The sequence below is a fragment of the Pararobbsia silviterrae genome, assembly GCF_003628125.1.
In the GTDB taxonomy this organism is placed as follows: domain Bacteria; phylum Pseudomonadota; class Gammaproteobacteria; order Burkholderiales; family Burkholderiaceae; genus Pararobbsia; species Pararobbsia silviterrae.
On record NZ_RBZU01000001.1, the window covers coordinates 41,123 to 56,086 of the forward strand.

The window sequence follows — 14,964 nt, forward strand, 5'->3', positions numbered from 1 at the left end:
TCGGGCATGTCGAAAGGTGCCTGTTCCGCGGGGTCGACAGAGCGATCGAATCATGCCACCCGTCGATGTGTGTCGACGCCCACACCGAATTTATGATGAGTTGGGATCGTGCTGATAGAAATCTACAGGTTCATCAAGCGCGTTTGGATCGGAATATTTGGTACCGCGGACTCGCCGGTTGACCAACCCGCGCAAGAGCAATCCGAAACGCAATGGAGCTACGAACTCTTCTCTTCGGTTTCCGCATCGAAGCGGGCCACCGAATCCCCGTTTGTGATTGCTCTGATTGGCTCGGCTGACAATCTAAAGTGGGCTAGATTCAAATGCCCTTGCGGGTGCGGAGAGGTCTTGGCGCTCAATCTGATGCCAAGCCATTCTCCTCGCTGGACCGTCTCATCGGCACCTGATGGCGCCATTTCCATCTTTCCGTCTGTCGACGCAACGGCTTGCGGCGCGCATTTTTGGATTCGAAACGGGCGGCTTCGCTGGGCGTGATCGCTCTATTCCCGTCGATGGGTGAAGGCAGGCTTTTCGTTCGGCCCGCCTTCGATTGAATTTTTTTGCCCAGGGCAGACGGAGCGAATGGCTGCTCAACCGTCGGCCCAAACGAGATCCAGGAAAGGAGACTGATCCCCACGTCCCCACTCGGATGCTACGGAGCAGAAGCAATTCTCGTCGGGCCGTGATCTGTTCGCGCCGATGCGATTGCGATCGATCAATAGAACGACTTCGGATGCGACGCGGTTCGCTCCCATGAAGCCAGTCAAACGATGCAGAAGCTCGCTGACGGCGTGACTGGCCGTCAGCGACGTGAATGCGATTACGGCCGGAGCGGGAGTTTCGAGTTCGGGAGCATATCCTTGCCGAATCTGCTGCTGACGATCCTCGTCGGACAAAGCTTCGATCCGAAGGCGTTCGGGCGTGATTCTTCCGCGGCAGAACAAGCAAGCGTCGCCGGCTGTCAATGTTGTGACACGACCGAATATACCTTCGATGACACCATCTTGAGAGTCGATAAGCACACCCATGTCGAGCACGGGGATGTGGTACTTCAGCGCTACCTGACAGAGAATCGAACGCGGAAGCTCCTTGTCGGTACATCCGAAGATGACATCACACTCCCGCAAACGTCTCGCGGTTCCTTGCTCCAAAATCGACGCCGGCACCGCTTCGTATGTTCCGCCCAATCCAGCCGCTGCGAGCCTAGCAGCCGCCAGCACTGCTTTATTGCGCCCCACGTCATCCGAATTGGCGCCGTACACGCGATTGAGGTTGGTGCCATCCAATCGATCATGGTCGAATAGAAGGAGACGGCCAATGCCCAATCGCGCTAACTGTTCCGCGCAGGCCGATCCAGTACCGCCGAGACCGACAATTCCAATGGTCAACGCATCGAGAGACTGCTGGATGGCTGGGCCAAACGCGCGAACTTGCCGATCGTAGATCGGATCAAGGTTGGATACATCGTGGCTGTGCAAGCGGATCCGTTGTCCGACGACAATTACATCATCCACCTCGTATCGCTGCGACGAATAGATCCGTCCGGCGATGCTCTCCTCAGTCAGCACCAATGTTCCGTGTAACCTGTTCGGAACACGTGCCTGAAAAAATGGAACCAGCTTTTCCTCCTCGCGATCGTCTTGCTCGGAAAACGCAGTAAGCCCGCCCGGGTGGGAGTGTGCAAAGACGATAGATAGCCCCTCATACCGAGCGAGCTTAGTCGCCTTGACAAGAGCGGCTGAGGAAATCGAAAGACGATCGGATTCCCACGGGTGCGGGAAGTAGGAAAGGGACGTCTGCACCGGCTCCCGACCCATGCCATCTTCCTTGGGCATCGGAAGCGCGATCTGATGAACGTGATTGCCGTATTGAACCATGAACATCAGATAGGGACACCCCAAGACCGACGCTTTCCTGCGAACCAACATGAAGCTGATCTTGTCGTTGGGTATCAATCACACCGACGCCGAACGAAGGTACTTTGAAACAGAGTGTGCTGAGCTCGTGGCGGAGATGATCGAATGCGGTGGCTACGGCCTCCCCACTCCTCCCATCGAAGGCGGGCCCGCCATCTTCCTCAAGCATGCCGTTGACTCAGGCTTTGATGGAGTTTCCGCGCGTTTGGCTGAATATTTGGGTGTTACAAGAGCCAATTTGAGCCTCTGGCTAGGGGGTAATCGCGCCCATCACTTCCCGTCCTCTTGCGAATTGCCTATGCATGTGAAACCTCCATCGTCGACGTGATCGCGGGCAACAAAGTCGAAATCGGAGGATGCAGGCCTATTGAAGAGCATGCGACACGAAAGTTCGACTCTACGCGCCCTGTCGAAGTAGGCATCTACAAGAAATTTCACGCGTTGGTCAAAAATCGGCAAGTGCGCAATGTAGCGGAGGCATGCAGGGTACTAAGCGTCAACGAGAAAACGTTGAAGCGCGTCGATCCGGAACTTTGTGCATCTCTATCTGCTTCGTGGCAGCGTGAATGTGGACTGGCGAGGATCTCGCGAGAGGAGCGGTTCGACAACCAGTACATCGACGAGTATCTGCGGATCTCCGCAGCGGGCATTAACCCAAGTCGTCGCACGGTGCTTCGAAACCTCGGGACGGATGTTTCGGCATATCGGTTCGAAGATGTCGAGCGAGCAACGCGAAAAGCGAAGGAACGTCTCAGCGTTCAATGAAATGCGATCCATCTGAGACTTCGGTATTGAAACTCACCGCGTCGCTGTTTTGACTGGATCAGTTCGCTGAAATGCCTTTGCGTCGCCCTGAAATTCACCAAATTGGTGAATATATGAGATCTACAGTTGGCCAAACGGCCACGAGTAGGGTAACTGCACAAAACGGGAATGTACGCGCAGAAATGCGCTAAATGGCGCGCCCGGCTGGGATCGAACCAGCGACCCTTGGCTTCGGAGGCCAATACTCTATCCACTGAGCTACGGGCGCGTATAAGACGAAGGCGCTGGTCCGACCGGACGCAGCGCCCTTTGCGAGTCCGAGAGCATACCCGTTTCGCCGCCCGCCGTCCACCGCGTGAAAGATTCCGTTGCCTGTTCGCCGGGATGTCGAGAAAGTCACGCCGGTCTCGCATGTCCAGTCTGTCTGTTCGGCTAGGCCACACGATCCCCACGGTATGGCTGCTCTGCGCACGACTGAGCTTGGGCCGTGGCGGGTTGGCCCGCTCGGCTTGGGCTACCGGGATTGCTGCCGGGGCTGAGCTGCCAGACTCGGGCTGCTGAGCTCGGGCCAAAGGCCTTGAGTAGCTGGGCTCGGATTGTTGGGCTCGGATCGCTGGACCTGGGTCGCCGGGCCTGGGTCGCCGGGCCTAGGTCGCCGGGCCTAGGTCGCCGGGCCTAGGTCGCCGGGCCTAGGTCGCCGGGCTTGGTCTGCCGAGCTTAGGCCACCGGCGCCGGATCTGCTGCGGCTCGGGCCACTGAAACAGGGGGCGCGCTGGGTCAGAACCCCGTCTGTGCCGCCACGACACGCCTCGACGACCGCGCTTCAACCGCGCCACCCGCACCGACGAGACCTCGTCGTCGTCCTCGCGCACGATTTTTCTTACCGATCGCCCGCTTCGACGGGATTTTGCTGATCGCGTCGCCAAAACACTTATGCCTATAATCGTTTACAGATGTTGGAAGTTGGTCGTTGCGTTATCGCCCTGAACAAAACCATTCAAGAGACGAGACAGGCATGAGCGATGAACATCAGTCCCCAATCAAAACCCCAGGTCAGCTCATTGCTGTCGCAGTAGCGAGTTTCCTGCTTCCGATTATCGTGATCGTACTGATGGTCCAGTACGTACAGAACATGAACCGCGTCGGCGCCGGGACCGACGCCTTCTCCGACGATCAAGTCAAAGCCCGTATCGCCCCCGTCGCCCAGCTCACCCTCCACGACGCCAACGCGCCGCACGTCTTCAAGACCGGCGAAGAAGTCTTCAAGGCTGTCTGCACGACCTGTCACACGCCCGGCGCCGCCGGCGCGCCGAAGTTCGGCGACGCGGGCGACTGGGCGCCACGCATCGCCCAAGGCTACGACACGCTGCTCAAGAACGCCCTCTCGGGCAAGGGCAATATGCCCCCGCGCGGCGGCACGAGCCCCGACGACTACAGCGACTACGAAATCGGCCGCGCGATCGTCTATATGGCCAACAACTCAAGCGCCCATTTCGACGAACCCGCCGCACCGGCCCCGGGTGCAGCCCCTGCCGCCGCAGCGGCAGCGTCCGGCGCCGACAGCACGAACGCCGGTGCCACCGACGCGGCATCGGCCGCAGCCGCCGCGATCGCGGCGATCCCCGCAGCCTCGTCGGCTCCGGCCGCTGCGGCAGGCGGCAGCGCCGACGCCGCGCAAGCCGGCAAAGCGCTCTATACGTCGGTCTGCGCAACGTGCCACGGCGCGGGTCTGCTCGGCGCACCGAAGTTCGGCGACGCCGCGGCCTGGGCGCCCCGCCTCAAAGACCCGATCGACACGGTCTACAACTACGCGCTGCACGGTAAAGGCCAGATGCCGCCGAAGGGCGGATCCACGGCCTCGGATGACGACGTCAAAGCCGCCGTCGACTATATGGTCGCCGCGGCCAAGGGCAGCTGACACCGTCCCCCGAATCGCGGGCCCCGTTCGGATGCATGACCGACACGAACAGCCCAAACAACAAAGCGTGCCGACTCACCCGGAGCGGCACGCTTTTTTTCGACCTGTCTGCAACGCTTGCGAAAGACCGCGGCCCCCAACGAGCCCACGCCGGCAGGCTCGCATCCTCATCCGAATGCGCTGACGACGCGCGAGCTGCCTGGGCGAGAACGATCATCGCGATCGAGCTCCGCGTGCCCGATTCGGAGAGCGGCAGCCCTCCCGCCGCCTTTCCGCGCGCCTCCCGCAAGCCTCATCGTCGAGCAATTTCGTCGTGTCAGCCACGGATTGGGGCCGCTGGAGCGAGGGGTTCGGGGTTCGAAATGCAGCCCGTGCTGCAAGGTATGCCGCAGCGCAGCATCACATGCGGGCAAGCCCACCTTTGCAATCCGGGCGTGTTGCCTATACTCCTGACAAGAGGTCCACGAACGGGACGGAGACACGCATGAACTTCAACTTCGAAATGTTCACGATCAACGACTTTATTCTGTTGATCCCGATGGCGCTCGCAGGCGCCTTGTTTCTCGGCGCGATCCCGATGCGCACGAAAATGCGAACCAACACGCTACGCCTGCTCGGCGCGGCGATCGGCGCGCTCTGCGGGATGGTGCTCGTGGAAGCCCTCCCCGCCATGCTCTGACGACGCGGCCTGACCCACCCGGGCAGACCGCTCCTAGACAACGGTTCATCAACAAACGGGCGAACGCATCGCGTGCGCTCGCCCGTTTCGCTTGCCTGTTGCCTCCGCTCCAACTCCAGCCGTAACGCAGCGTCAGTCATGCAGAACCCGCGCCTTGCTTGAGCCACTGCCCCGCCCACGCGTGTACCGTGCCTCGCTCCGGCACGGCCTCCGTTTCGCTTGACGTCGGCCGAGCAAAAGCGCTCACGCCCAACCGTCAGGCGCGCCATCTCCCCTCAACGCGCGACGAACAGCGTCTCCGCGAACGGCCATTCGGCATCCGTCCACTGCGCGAGCTGCTCGAACCCGGCCACATCGCCAAGATGCGCAATATCGTCGAGCGTGTACTTGTGGCTCGCCTCCGTCCAGATCGTCTCTCCGCGCCGGAACTCGACGGTCAAGTCCGCCGCCCCGATCGTCACGGTCTGATCGCTGCGCGCGCGCAAATGCATCTCGATCGCCCGGGCAACCGGATCGAATCGCGCGACGTGCTCGAACGCGCGCAGATCGAAATCCGCACCGAGTTCGCGATTCAAGCGCCCCAGCATATTCAGGTTGAACGCAGCCGTTACGCCGGCCGGATCGTCATACGCCTCGATCAGCACAGGCTCGGGCTTGAGCAGATCCGCACCGAGCAAAAGCGCATCCCCCGCGCGCATCAGATGCCGGACGTCACGCAGAAAATGCGCTGCCGCGAGCCGCCGGAAGTTCCCGATCGTCGACCCCAGGAACATCACCAGCAATCGCTCGTCCGAGCGCCCGCGCGCGTCCGCGACACGCTTCAATCCGTCGAGATACTCAAACGCCTGCCCTTCAACACGCACCCGCTCAAGATCACGGAGTGCGCGCTCACATTGCGCGAGCGCGGCGGGCGAGATTTCGATCGGGCAGTACGTCACGTCACGTCGCGCGGTCAAGGCCTCGAGAATGCGGCGGGTCTTGCGGCCGCTGCCGCTGCCGAGTTCGGCCACGCGCGTCGTATTCGGCACGAGACGCGCGAGATCGGCCGCATGGGCGATCAGCACGCGCTCTTCCGCGCGCGTCACGCCGTATTCGGGCAACACGGTAATCACGTCGAACAACGCGGAACCGACGGCGTCGTACAGATACTTCGACGGCAACTCCTTCTGCGGCACACGCGTCAAACCGAGCCGGACATCCTCGGCGAACGCGCTGCGGACTGCGTCAGCAAGCACGGGGTGGGCCATATCGTCTCCTCGTGAAGCCGCGTCATCAAGCGTCGACGCAGCGGAAACCTGCATACACATACGGGTAGCGCGGCTGAAACCAGTTCCGGAACGACGGCCGGATCATGCAGCTCGCGGTACGCATCGAGCCGCCCTTGAGCACGTAGTGCTCGCCGTCGAAGAAATTCGCCGAATACCCCGGATAGCATTCGAACGCCTCGAATCCCGGCAACGGACCGAACGTCGTCCGTGTCCACTCCCAGCCATTCCCCCACATGCCGACGACGCCCGCCTCGCTGCGCTCGTGCAGATCGGCATCGACGGCCATCGGATCGAAATACGCGAAATCGAAATTGCCATGGTGCGCGTGGCGCGCGCCGGCCGCACGCTGCCACTGCGCTTCGCTCGGCAACTGCTTGCCGGCCCAGCGCGCATACGCGCTCGCCTCGGCATAACTCACATAGACAGGCCAGTTCAACGGCAACGCGATCTCGTCGAACATCGTCACGAACGTCCAAGCCGTGCCCTCGCCTGACGCCTCGATGGCCGCGTTCGGCCTCGCGGAATCGGACGCACCACCGTCCGAACGCGCCTCATTCGCCGCAGCCAAGCGCGCGTGGGCTTCATGCGCGTCTTCGACGTCACGAGACGGATGTGCGCCCTGTGCGGCGCCAACGCCATGCACGCCACGATCCTCACGCTCGCCCCGTGCGCGACGCCAGAACACCGGATGCTCGATCCCGTTCGCCTCACGCCATGCCCAATCGGCTTCGCTCCAGTACGCCGGATTCCGGTATCCGCCTGCCTCGACGAACGCGAGAAACGCGCCGTTGCTGACCATATACGTGTCGATCGAGAACGCCGGCACATCGACATCGAGCCCGTCGAACTCGTTGCACCAGCCGAACGCCGACGTTGCGTCAGCGGGCATGCCGAGCCGCGCGCGCCCCGCGGGAATCTCGACCATCGACGGCTCGACGCGCGGGGCATCGGGCACGAACGAGCGCGGTCCTTCGACCTTGCGGTCAAGCGGCAACTGATGCAGCAAATACGCGAGCGTCTCGGCATGCATGAGCCGGTGCTCGATCGCGACATTGAGCAAGCGCGCCGCCGACTCCCCCGCCGCGCCGTCCACGACGCCCGCGTGCGCGCACCGGCGCAGCTCGCCATCGATGATCTCGCGCACGGCGCAGCAGTACTGCTCGACCTCGGCTCGCGCGGGCCAGTCCGACACCGAGTCCGACGGCAACTGACCGTCGATCGGATCGATGCCGAATGCGAACAGGCGATCGTGGGCGGGATTGACGGACGCGCGATCGAACAGGCGTCCGTTGAACAGATTCCAGTCGAACGCATCGAGATGGCCTCGATAGAAACCGATCCGGTGTCGTTCGGCGATCGTGCGATCGTAAAACGCGTCATCGACGAGCAAGCCGAACAGGCTGTCCGTCGCCGCGCGCGCGTGATCGAGACGCGCCAGCAGCAAAGGCCACGCGTCGCGCGGCGTGGGGGAAGTTTTCGTCATCTCGCGCTCGCTCCAAATGGACAGGCCGGCGTGATCCGCAGCCGACTGAATGCGAAGAGTCTGCAAGACTTGCACGAATATGCCTTTCGCGTAGGGCAGCGATTCGAACGCGCGCCATGACCGCCGACGCGCCCCGTGGAATTGCGCGGGGTCGGCGCGCTTCGGCGAACGCGCAATACGGACGGATGCAGCACGATCCGTTCCGGTCGATCGCGCCGCTGCTCGGCACGGCACGCGCTCGACATGGTCTGCGGCAAACCCAATACGACGTTCGTCTGAATACGCTTAACCCGACGAACACGTCCTATTACGACGCACGGATTGCGTCGAGCAGCGGCCGGGCGGTGCCGGGTGCCGGCCGCTCGCGACGGGCACCTATCGCTTCTGAACGTCGGCGCAGCCAAGCAATGAGGCCCAAGCGTTCGGTTCCACCTCAAAAACCGATCGAGGGCTGTCGCTCCCGATACCGCCTCAAAATCACAATACCTACAAAATGCTAACGAAAGTCCTTACGAATCAACGGGTAAGTTTTTTTGATTGCCTTACACCGGTAATAATATTGATTCTCAATTAGAACTGAGTGCAGTCTGCGTGCTTCGCACGGCGTTGTCGGCTTATTTATGCCGATGCCGAGCGATCCCTGGCCTGCCTCGATAAGCCAGCCAGGCACCGCACACACGCACCGCATCTTGGTCCAGCCGAGAGGCTCGCGGCCATGCGTCAGGTTCGCCAAGCCAGCCGATATCCGAACGCGTTCATGAACGCGCTTCGCCACGCCCATCAAGGGCCTACGACTGACCAGGTAACCATGACGCTACGTTCTTCCCCGCTTTCGGCGGCGCTGCTGTCCGCCGGCGCCATTTCGCTGTCCGTCGCGCTGCCCGCGCACGCGCAGACCGCCCCGCCGGCATCGGCCACGGCCATGCCTTCGACGACCGCCGACCCGTCGAACGCCTCCCAGAAAAAGCCGTCGGCGACGCCCGCCACGGCTGCGTCCTCACACGACGAGGGCGCGTTGCCCACGGTCCAGGTCAACGGCGCCGCGGACAAGGACGCGTTCGCGGCCGATACGTCCACCGTCGGCGCAAAGGTCCCGACGGCGCTGCGCGACATCCCCCAGCAGGTCACCGTCATCAACCGCTCGCTGCTCGAATCGCAAGGCGCGACGTCGTTCTCCGATGCGCTGCGCAATGCGCCGGGCGTCACGATCGGCGCGGCCGAGGGCGGCACGATCGGCAACAACGTCAATCTGCGCGGCTTCACCGCGCGGACAGACATCTATCTCGACGGCTTCCGCGACCGCGGCCAGTACTATCGCGACACGTTCGATCTCGAATCGATCGAAGTGCTCTACGGCCCGTCGTCGATGCTGTTCGGGCGCGGCTCGACGGGCGGCGTCATCAATCAGGTCAGCAAGCAGGCCCAACTGACGCCGGTCTCCGAGGTCTCGGCGACGATCGGCTCGAACGACCGCTACCGGACCACCGTCGACCTCGACCGTCCGCTGTCCGACACGTCGGCGTTCCGCATCAACGCATTCGGCCAGAGCATGGGCTCGACGCGCGATATCGAAAAGATGAAGGACTTCGGCTTCGCGCCCGAGATCAGCTTCGGCATCGGCACGCCGACCGAAGTCACGCTGTCGGCGCTGATCCAGCACAACGACGACCAGCCCGACTATGGCGTCCAATCGATCAACGGCCATCCGGCCGATGTCGACAAAGGCACGTTCTACGGACAAACGACCGACCGCACGATCCAGGACACCGAAATCGTGTCGGGCCGCATCACACATCGCTTCAACGACAACGTCACGCTGCGCGACCAGCTCCAGTACTCGCACTACACGGTCGATGCGCGCGAGACCGCGCCGCAAAGCGTGCTCACGGGCCCGCTCGCGTCGAGCCCCGCGCTGTCGAACGGCAATTACACGAACCTGCCGCTGTCGGATCTCTATATCAAGCTCCAGTCGCACGATCGCGTGATCACGGATTCGTCGCTTTACAACACGACGGACCTCCTCACGAAATTCGACACGGGCGGCATCAAGCACGACGTCGTCACGGGCATCGAGATCGGCCACGACAACTACACGAACCAGTCGTACACGCGCAGCAATTTGCCGATCGTGTCGCTCGTCGACCCGCAGATCACCGCGTGGGACCCGGCGACCTCGCCCGAAGTCGCGGGCAACTACGCGAACGCCGGCGCGAACAGCATCGGTATCTACGCGAACGACACGGTCTCGCTCGGCGAGCACTGGAAGGTCGTCGGCGGACTGCGCTGGGACCGGTATCAGGCCGAAATCTCGAACACGGTCAGCGCGCCGGGCTACGCGGCGCAGACCAACGATTTCACGAGCGTGCGCGGCGGCATCATCTGGCAGCCGACCGACACGCAGTCGTACTACGCGTCGTACGGTACGTCGTTCGACCCCTCGCTCGAAACGCTGACGGTCACGTCGGGCACGCAGAATCTCGCGCCCGAAAAGAACCGTTCGTATGAAGTCGGCGCGAAGTGGGATCTGCTCGGCGGCAATCTGTCCGTGACGTCGTCGCTGTTCCAGATCGAACAGACGAATTCGCGCACGGAAACCGATACAGGCGTCTACGAGCTGACCGGAGACATCCGCGTCAACGGCTTCCAGACGGGCATCGCGGGCAACCTGACCGACAAGTGGAAGGTCTACGGCGGCTATACCTATCTCGACGCGCTCGTCGTCTCGGCCAGCGACGGCACGCAAGGCCATACGCCGGCCAACACGCCGCGCAACACGCTCACGCTCTGGTCGACCTACGAGCCGCTGAGCCACTGGGAAGTCGGCGGCGGCCTCACGTATCTGTCGTCGCGCTATGCGGCGAACACGAACTACGTCTCGGTCGGCGGCTATACGCGCTGGGACGCAACCCTCGCATACCGCCGGCCCAAGTACGATATCCGCGTCAATCTGCTGAACCTGACGAACAAGTACTATTACGACGCGCTGATCCCGTCGGACGGCGGCCGTGCGGTGCCGGGCATCGGCCGCACGGTGCTCGTGACGGGCACCTATCGCTTCTAATCCGATTCGCGGTGCATGATCCCCGGGGGGCGCTTCGCCCCCCTTTGCACCTGCCGTCGTCCTACACGCTCGTCACCATGATCCTGTCGATTCCGCATTTGCTTGACCGCGACACCGTCGCCGCCCTCCGCGCACGCCTCGACGCGCCCGACGCCCCATGGGTCGACGGGCGCGTGTCGGCCGGCTACTCGGGCGCCCCGGTCAAGCTCAACCAGCAAATCGACGAGCTCTCGGGCCTCGCGGCCGAGCTCGGCGACCGGATTCTCGCGCTGCTCGAACGCAATCCGCTGTTCATCAGCTTCGCGGTGCCGAACCAGGTCTACCCGCCGATGTTCAACCGCTACGGCGAGGGCATGACGTTCGGCAACCACGTCGACGGCTCGGTGCGTATTTCGCCGGCCACGGGCCGCAAGATCCGCGCGGATCTCTCGATCACGGTCTTTCTCTCGGATCCGGCCGACTACGACGGCGGCGAACTGCTGATCGAGGACACGTACGGCGTCCACGAAGTCAAGCTGCCCGCCGGCGACGCGATCGTCTATCCGGCCAGCAGCCTGCATCGCGTCTCGCCCGTCACGCGCGGCGTGCGCGTGGCGAGCTTCTTCTGGATCCAATGCCTCGTGCGCGACGACGCGAAACGCACGATCCTGTTCGACCTCGACAACGCGATCCAGCGCCTGAACGCGACGTCGGCCGACGACGCCGCGCGCCGCACGCTCGTCGGCTGCTATCACAACCTGCTGCGCCAGTGGAGCGAGACCTGATTTCGGTCCTGCCGGGCAATTCCATTTAGCTATCGCCCGATCATCGAATGCGATTGGTCGGCTATCGCGTTGCCGATATAGTCGTCCGAACGACAACGAACGATTCGGAGACACGGTGAACCAGATCGACTTGAGCGGGCGCGTGATCGTCGTCACGGGCGGCGCGCGCGGCATCGGTTACGCAGTCGCACAGCGCGCGCTCGAGTCGAGCGCGCGCGTCGCGCTTTGGGACGTCGACGCGGCGCGGCTCGCCCAGTCGGCCGGCGAACTCGCGGCGCTCGGCCAGGTATCGACGCACGTCGTCGAGCTGACCGACGAAGCCTCGGTCAACGCCGCCACCCAGGCCACGCTCGATGCGCACGGCCACATCGACGGTCTGGTCAACAACGCGGGCATCACGGGCGGCAACGGGCCGCTCTGGGAACTGCCGCCCGACACGTGGCGCCGCGTCATCGACGTCAATCTGATCGGCCCCTACCTGACGTGCCGCGCGATCGTCCCGCACATGATCGCGCGCGGCTACGGCCGCATCGTCAACGTGGCGTCGGTCGCCGCGAAGGAAGGCAATCCGAACGCCTCGCACTACAGCGCTTCGAAGGCGGGCCTGATCGGCCTCACGAAGTCGCTCGGCAAGGAACTCGCGACGAAGAACATCCTCGTGAATGCCGTCACGCCGGCCGCCGCGAAGACCGAGATCTTCGACACGATGACGCAGCAGCACATCGACTACATGCTGCAGCGCATTCCGATGGCGCGCTTCCTGCAGCCGTCGGAGGCCGCGGCCATGATCCTCTGGCTCTGCTCCGAAGACTGCGCGTTCAGCACGGCGTCCGTGTTCGACCTCTCGGGCGGCCGCGCGACGTACTGACCCGCGCTCGATCGCGTCGCGCGCGGCCCGAGCGCGCGCGACCGCCCGCGACATCCCGAATGCCCGGTTTTGCGGCGCTGCGGCTCGACGCACGCAGCGCCCGTTCCTCGACGGAGATCCACCATGTCCATGCCCAAGATTGCCCACGTCCGTGCGTTCACGGTACGCGGAGGCGGCGCCGATTATCACGACCAGGACGACGGTCACTGGATCGACGACCATATCGCGACGCCGCTCGCGCGCTACCCCGAGTACCGGCAAAGCCGCCGCAGCTTCGGCATCAACGTGCTCGGCACGCTCGTCGTCGAAATCGAGGCGAGCGACGGCACGGTCGGCTTCGCGGTCACGACGGGCGGCGAGATCGGCGCGTTCATCGTCGAAAAGCATCTCGCGCGCTTCCTCGAAGGCCAGCTCGTGACCGACATCGAAAAGATGTGGGATCTGATGTACAACGGCACGCTCTACTACGGCCGCAAGGGCATCGTGCTCAATACGATCTCGGGCGTCGATCTCGCGCTCTGGGACCTGCTCGGCAAGGTCCGCAAGGAACCCGTGTTCCATCTGCTCGGCGGTCCCGTGCGCGACGAACTCCAGTTCTACGCGACGGGCGCGCGCCCGGACCTCGCGAAGAAGATGGGCTTCATCGGCGGCAAGATGCCGTTGCAGCATGGCCCGGCCGAGGGCGAGGAAGGGCTGCGCAAGAACCTCGCGAAGCTCGCCGACATGCGCGAGCGCGTCGGCGATGACTTCTGGCTCATGTACGACTGCTGGATGAGTCTCGATCTGCGCTATGCGACGCGCTTCGCCGAACTCGCGCGGCCCTACGGCCTCAAGTGGATCGAGGAGGCGCTGCCGCCCGACGACTACTGGGGCTATGCCGAACTCCGGCGCAACGTGCCGCGCGGCATGTGGGTGACGACGGGCGAGCACGAAGCGACGCGCTGGGGTTTCCGGATGCTGCTCGAAATGGGCTGCTGCGACATGATCCAGCCCGATGTCGGCTGGTGCGGCGGGATTACCGAACTCATCAAGATCTCGGCGCTGGCCGATGCGCACAACGCGCTCGTCGTGCCGCACGGCTCATCGGTCTACAGTTATCACTTCGTCGTGACGCGGCACAATTCGCCGTTCTCGGAGTTCCTGATGATGGCCCCGAAGGCCGACGAGGTCGTGCCGATGTTCACGCCGCTGCTGCTCGACGAACCGGTCCCCGTCAACGGCCGCATGAAGGTGCCGGATACGCCGGGGTTCGGCGTGCGGCTCAATCCCGATTGTGCGCTGCACCGTCCCTACGAACACTGAGCCGGCATCGGCGGCCCGGCCCGAGACCACGATTCACCTATGAACATCGCGCGGCCGACCGGACCCGCCGAAACCGCCGCGCGCCGCATTCAACCCGACAACGGAAGCCCGCCATGCTGCTCGAGAACAAAGTCGTCATCGTGACCGGCGGATCGCGCGGCATCGGCCGTGCGATCGCGCTCGCCTGCGCGCGCGAAGGCGCGCACGTCGCGATCAATTACTGGGGCGAGAACGACGCGTCGTACCACAAGCGTTCGGCCGTCGAGACGGTGCTCGACGAGATCGGGGCGCTCGGCCGCCGCGCGATCGCCGTCGAGGGCGACGTCTCGCAGCCCGCGACCGCGACCGAACTCGTCGCGAAGACGGTCGATGCATTCGGCCGCGTCGACGTGCTCGCGAGCAACGCGGGCATCTGTCCCTTCCACGCGTTCCTCGACATGCCGCCCAAGGTCTTCGAGACGACTGTCGCGGTCAATCTCGGCGGCGCGTTTTACGTGACGCAAGCCGCCGCAAACCAGATGAAAGCGCAAGGCGACGGCGGCGCGATCGTCGCGACGAGTTCGATCAGCGCGCTCGTCGGCGGCGGCATGCAGACGCATTACACGCCGACGAAGGCCGGCGTCCATTCTTTGATGCAATCCTGTGCAATCGCACTCGGCCCTTATAAAATTCGATGTAACTCGGTCATGCCGGGCACGATCGCGACCGACCTCAATGCCGACGATCTGTCCTCGCCCGAGAAGAAATCGTATTTCGAACGACGGATTCCGCTCGGCCGGCTCGGCCGCCCAGACGACGTCGCCGATGTCGTGGTGTTCCTGGCCTCCGACTTGGCGCGTTATGTGACGGGCGCCGCGCTGCTCGTCGATGGCGGCTTGTTCGTCAACCTTCAATAGTGCCGTCGAGTCGAGCGCCGTAGCGCGCGCGATGGCCGAGTTCG

General features: G+C 63.5%; 13 protein-coding genes and 1 tRNA gene. 10 read left to right on the forward strand and 4 right to left on the reverse strand.

Annotated elements, in window-relative coordinates:
- Nucleotides 1-273: 273 nt before the first annotated feature.
- Nucleotides 274-495 (forward strand): ubiquitination-like system serine protease family protein, encoded by a 222-nt coding sequence (locus tag D7S86_RS30575; RefSeq protein ID WP_420813195.1) that lies wholly within the window; start codon nt 274-276, stop codon nt 493-495.
- 95 nt (nt 496-590) lie between these two features.
- Here D7S86_RS30575 and D7S86_RS00220 read toward each other — a convergent pair whose 3' ends face one another.
- Entirely contained in the window at nt 591-1,928 is a 1,338-nt protein-coding gene (locus tag D7S86_RS00220; RefSeq protein ID WP_121084113.1) for a ThiF family adenylyltransferase, read from the reverse strand.
- Between D7S86_RS00220 and D7S86_RS28950 the strand changes: the two genes are divergently transcribed.
- Together D7S86_RS28950 and D7S86_RS29385 are read left to right on the forward strand one after the other, a co-directional pair.
- The gene (locus D7S86_RS28950; protein WP_147432161.1) at nt 1,927-2,244 is read left to right on the forward strand and encodes a hypothetical protein; all 318 of its coding nucleotides are present in this window, start codon (nt 1,927-1,929) and stop codon (nt 2,242-2,244) included. The two genes, D7S86_RS00220 and D7S86_RS28950, sit on opposite strands and share 2 nt — an antisense overlap.
- Nucleotides 2,245-2,426: 182 nt before the next feature.
- Nucleotides 2,427-2,681, forward strand: a complete 255-nt coding sequence (locus D7S86_RS29385; RefSeq protein ID WP_158601826.1) for a hypothetical protein — start codon at nt 2,427-2,429, stop codon at nt 2,679-2,681.
- A 192-nt stretch (nt 2,682-2,873) separates the two neighbouring features.
- Here D7S86_RS29385 and D7S86_RS00225 read toward each other — a convergent pair.
- Nucleotides 2,874-2,949, reverse strand: a tRNA-Arg gene (locus D7S86_RS00225).
- A 747-nt stretch (nt 2,950-3,696) separates the two neighbouring features.
- Between D7S86_RS00225 and D7S86_RS00230 the strand changes: the two genes are divergently transcribed.
- A complete protein-coding gene (locus D7S86_RS00230; RefSeq protein ID WP_121081989.1) occupies nt 3,697-4,599 on the forward strand; it encodes a c-type cytochrome in 903 nt (300 codons plus the stop codon).
- Nucleotides 4,600-5,083: 484 nt separating this feature from the next.
- Nucleotides 5,084-5,278, forward strand: a complete 195-nt coding sequence (locus D7S86_RS00235; RefSeq protein ID WP_121081991.1) for a hypothetical protein — start codon at nt 5,084-5,086, stop codon at nt 5,276-5,278.
- 275 nt (nt 5,279-5,553) lie between these two features.
- Here D7S86_RS00235 and egtD read toward each other — a convergent pair whose 3' ends face one another.
- Nucleotides 5,554-6,525: an L-histidine N(alpha)-methyltransferase gene (egtD, locus tag D7S86_RS00240; RefSeq protein WP_121081993.1), complete on the reverse strand. Its 972-nt coding sequence runs from the start codon at nt 6,523-6,525 to the stop codon at nt 5,554-5,556.
- Nucleotides 6,526-6,550: 25 nt separating this feature from the next.
- Nucleotides 6,551-8,029 (reverse strand): SUMF1/EgtB/PvdO family nonheme iron enzyme, encoded by a 1,479-nt coding sequence (locus D7S86_RS00245; protein WP_147432165.1) that lies wholly within the window; start codon nt 8,027-8,029, stop codon nt 6,551-6,553.
- A gap of 808 nt (nt 8,030-8,837) precedes the next feature.
- Between D7S86_RS00245 and D7S86_RS00250 the strand changes: the two genes are divergently transcribed.
- The 5 genes from D7S86_RS00250 to D7S86_RS00270 all read left to right on the forward strand — a co-directional run bounded on the left by D7S86_RS00250 (nt 8,838) and on the right by D7S86_RS00270 (nt 14,920).
- Nucleotides 8,838-11,090: a TonB-dependent siderophore receptor gene (locus D7S86_RS00250; protein ID WP_121081996.1), complete on the forward strand. Its 2,253-nt coding sequence runs from the start codon at nt 8,838-8,840 to the stop codon at nt 11,088-11,090.
- 77 nt (nt 11,091-11,167) lie between these two features.
- Nucleotides 11,168-11,854, forward strand: a complete 687-nt coding sequence (locus tag D7S86_RS00255) for a Fe2+-dependent dioxygenase (RefSeq protein ID WP_121084115.1) — start codon at nt 11,168-11,170, stop codon at nt 11,852-11,854.
- Nucleotides 11,855-11,969: 115 nt separating this feature from the next.
- Nucleotides 11,970-12,722, forward strand: a complete 753-nt coding sequence (locus tag D7S86_RS00260) for an SDR family NAD(P)-dependent oxidoreductase (RefSeq protein WP_121081998.1) — start codon at nt 11,970-11,972, stop codon at nt 12,720-12,722.
- Nucleotides 12,723-12,845: 123 nt separating this feature from the next.
- The gene (gene rhmD, locus D7S86_RS00265) at nt 12,846-14,024 is read left to right on the forward strand and encodes an L-rhamnonate dehydratase (RefSeq protein WP_121082000.1); all 1,179 of its coding nucleotides are present in this window, start codon (nt 12,846-12,848) and stop codon (nt 14,022-14,024) included.
- A 113-nt stretch (nt 14,025-14,137) separates the two neighbouring features.
- Entirely contained in the window at nt 14,138-14,920 is a 783-nt protein-coding gene (locus D7S86_RS00270) for an L-rhamnose 1-dehydrogenase Lra1 (protein WP_121082002.1), read from the forward strand.
- Nucleotides 14,921-14,964 lie beyond the last annotated feature (44 nt).

What these genes read in the sequence shown, in the direction of transcription:
- D7S86_RS00245 (WP_147432165.1), bottom strand. Translation starts at nt 8,029, where the DNA reads ATGACGAAAACTTCCCCCACGCCGCGCGACGCGTGGCCTTTGCTGCTG.
- D7S86_RS00255 (WP_121084115.1), top strand. Translation starts at nt 11,168, where the DNA reads ATGATCCTGTCGATTCCGCATTTGCTTGACCGCGACACCGTCGCCGCC.
- D7S86_RS28950 (WP_147432161.1), top strand. Translation starts at nt 1,927, where the DNA reads ATGAAGCTGATCTTGTCGTTGGGTATCAATCACACCGACGCCGAACGA.
- egtD (WP_121081993.1), bottom strand. Translation starts at nt 6,525, where the DNA reads ATGGCCCACCCCGTGCTTGCTGACGCAGTCCGCAGCGCGTTCGCCGAG.
- D7S86_RS00230 (WP_121081989.1), top strand. Translation starts at nt 3,697, where the DNA reads ATGAGCGATGAACATCAGTCCCCAATCAAAACCCCAGGTCAGCTCATT.
- D7S86_RS00220 (WP_121084113.1), bottom strand. Translation starts at nt 1,928, where the DNA reads ATGTTGGTTCGCAGGAAAGCGTCGGTCTTGGGGTGTCCCTATCTGATG.
- D7S86_RS00250 (WP_121081996.1), top strand. Translation starts at nt 8,838, where the DNA reads ATGACGCTACGTTCTTCCCCGCTTTCGGCGGCGCTGCTGTCCGCCGGC.
- D7S86_RS00235 (WP_121081991.1), top strand. Translation starts at nt 5,084, where the DNA reads ATGAACTTCAACTTCGAAATGTTCACGATCAACGACTTTATTCTGTTG.
- D7S86_RS00270 (WP_121082002.1), top strand. Translation starts at nt 14,138, where the DNA reads ATGCTGCTCGAGAACAAAGTCGTCATCGTGACCGGCGGATCGCGCGGC.
- rhmD (WP_121082000.1), top strand. Translation starts at nt 12,846, where the DNA reads ATGTCCATGCCCAAGATTGCCCACGTCCGTGCGTTCACGGTACGCGGA.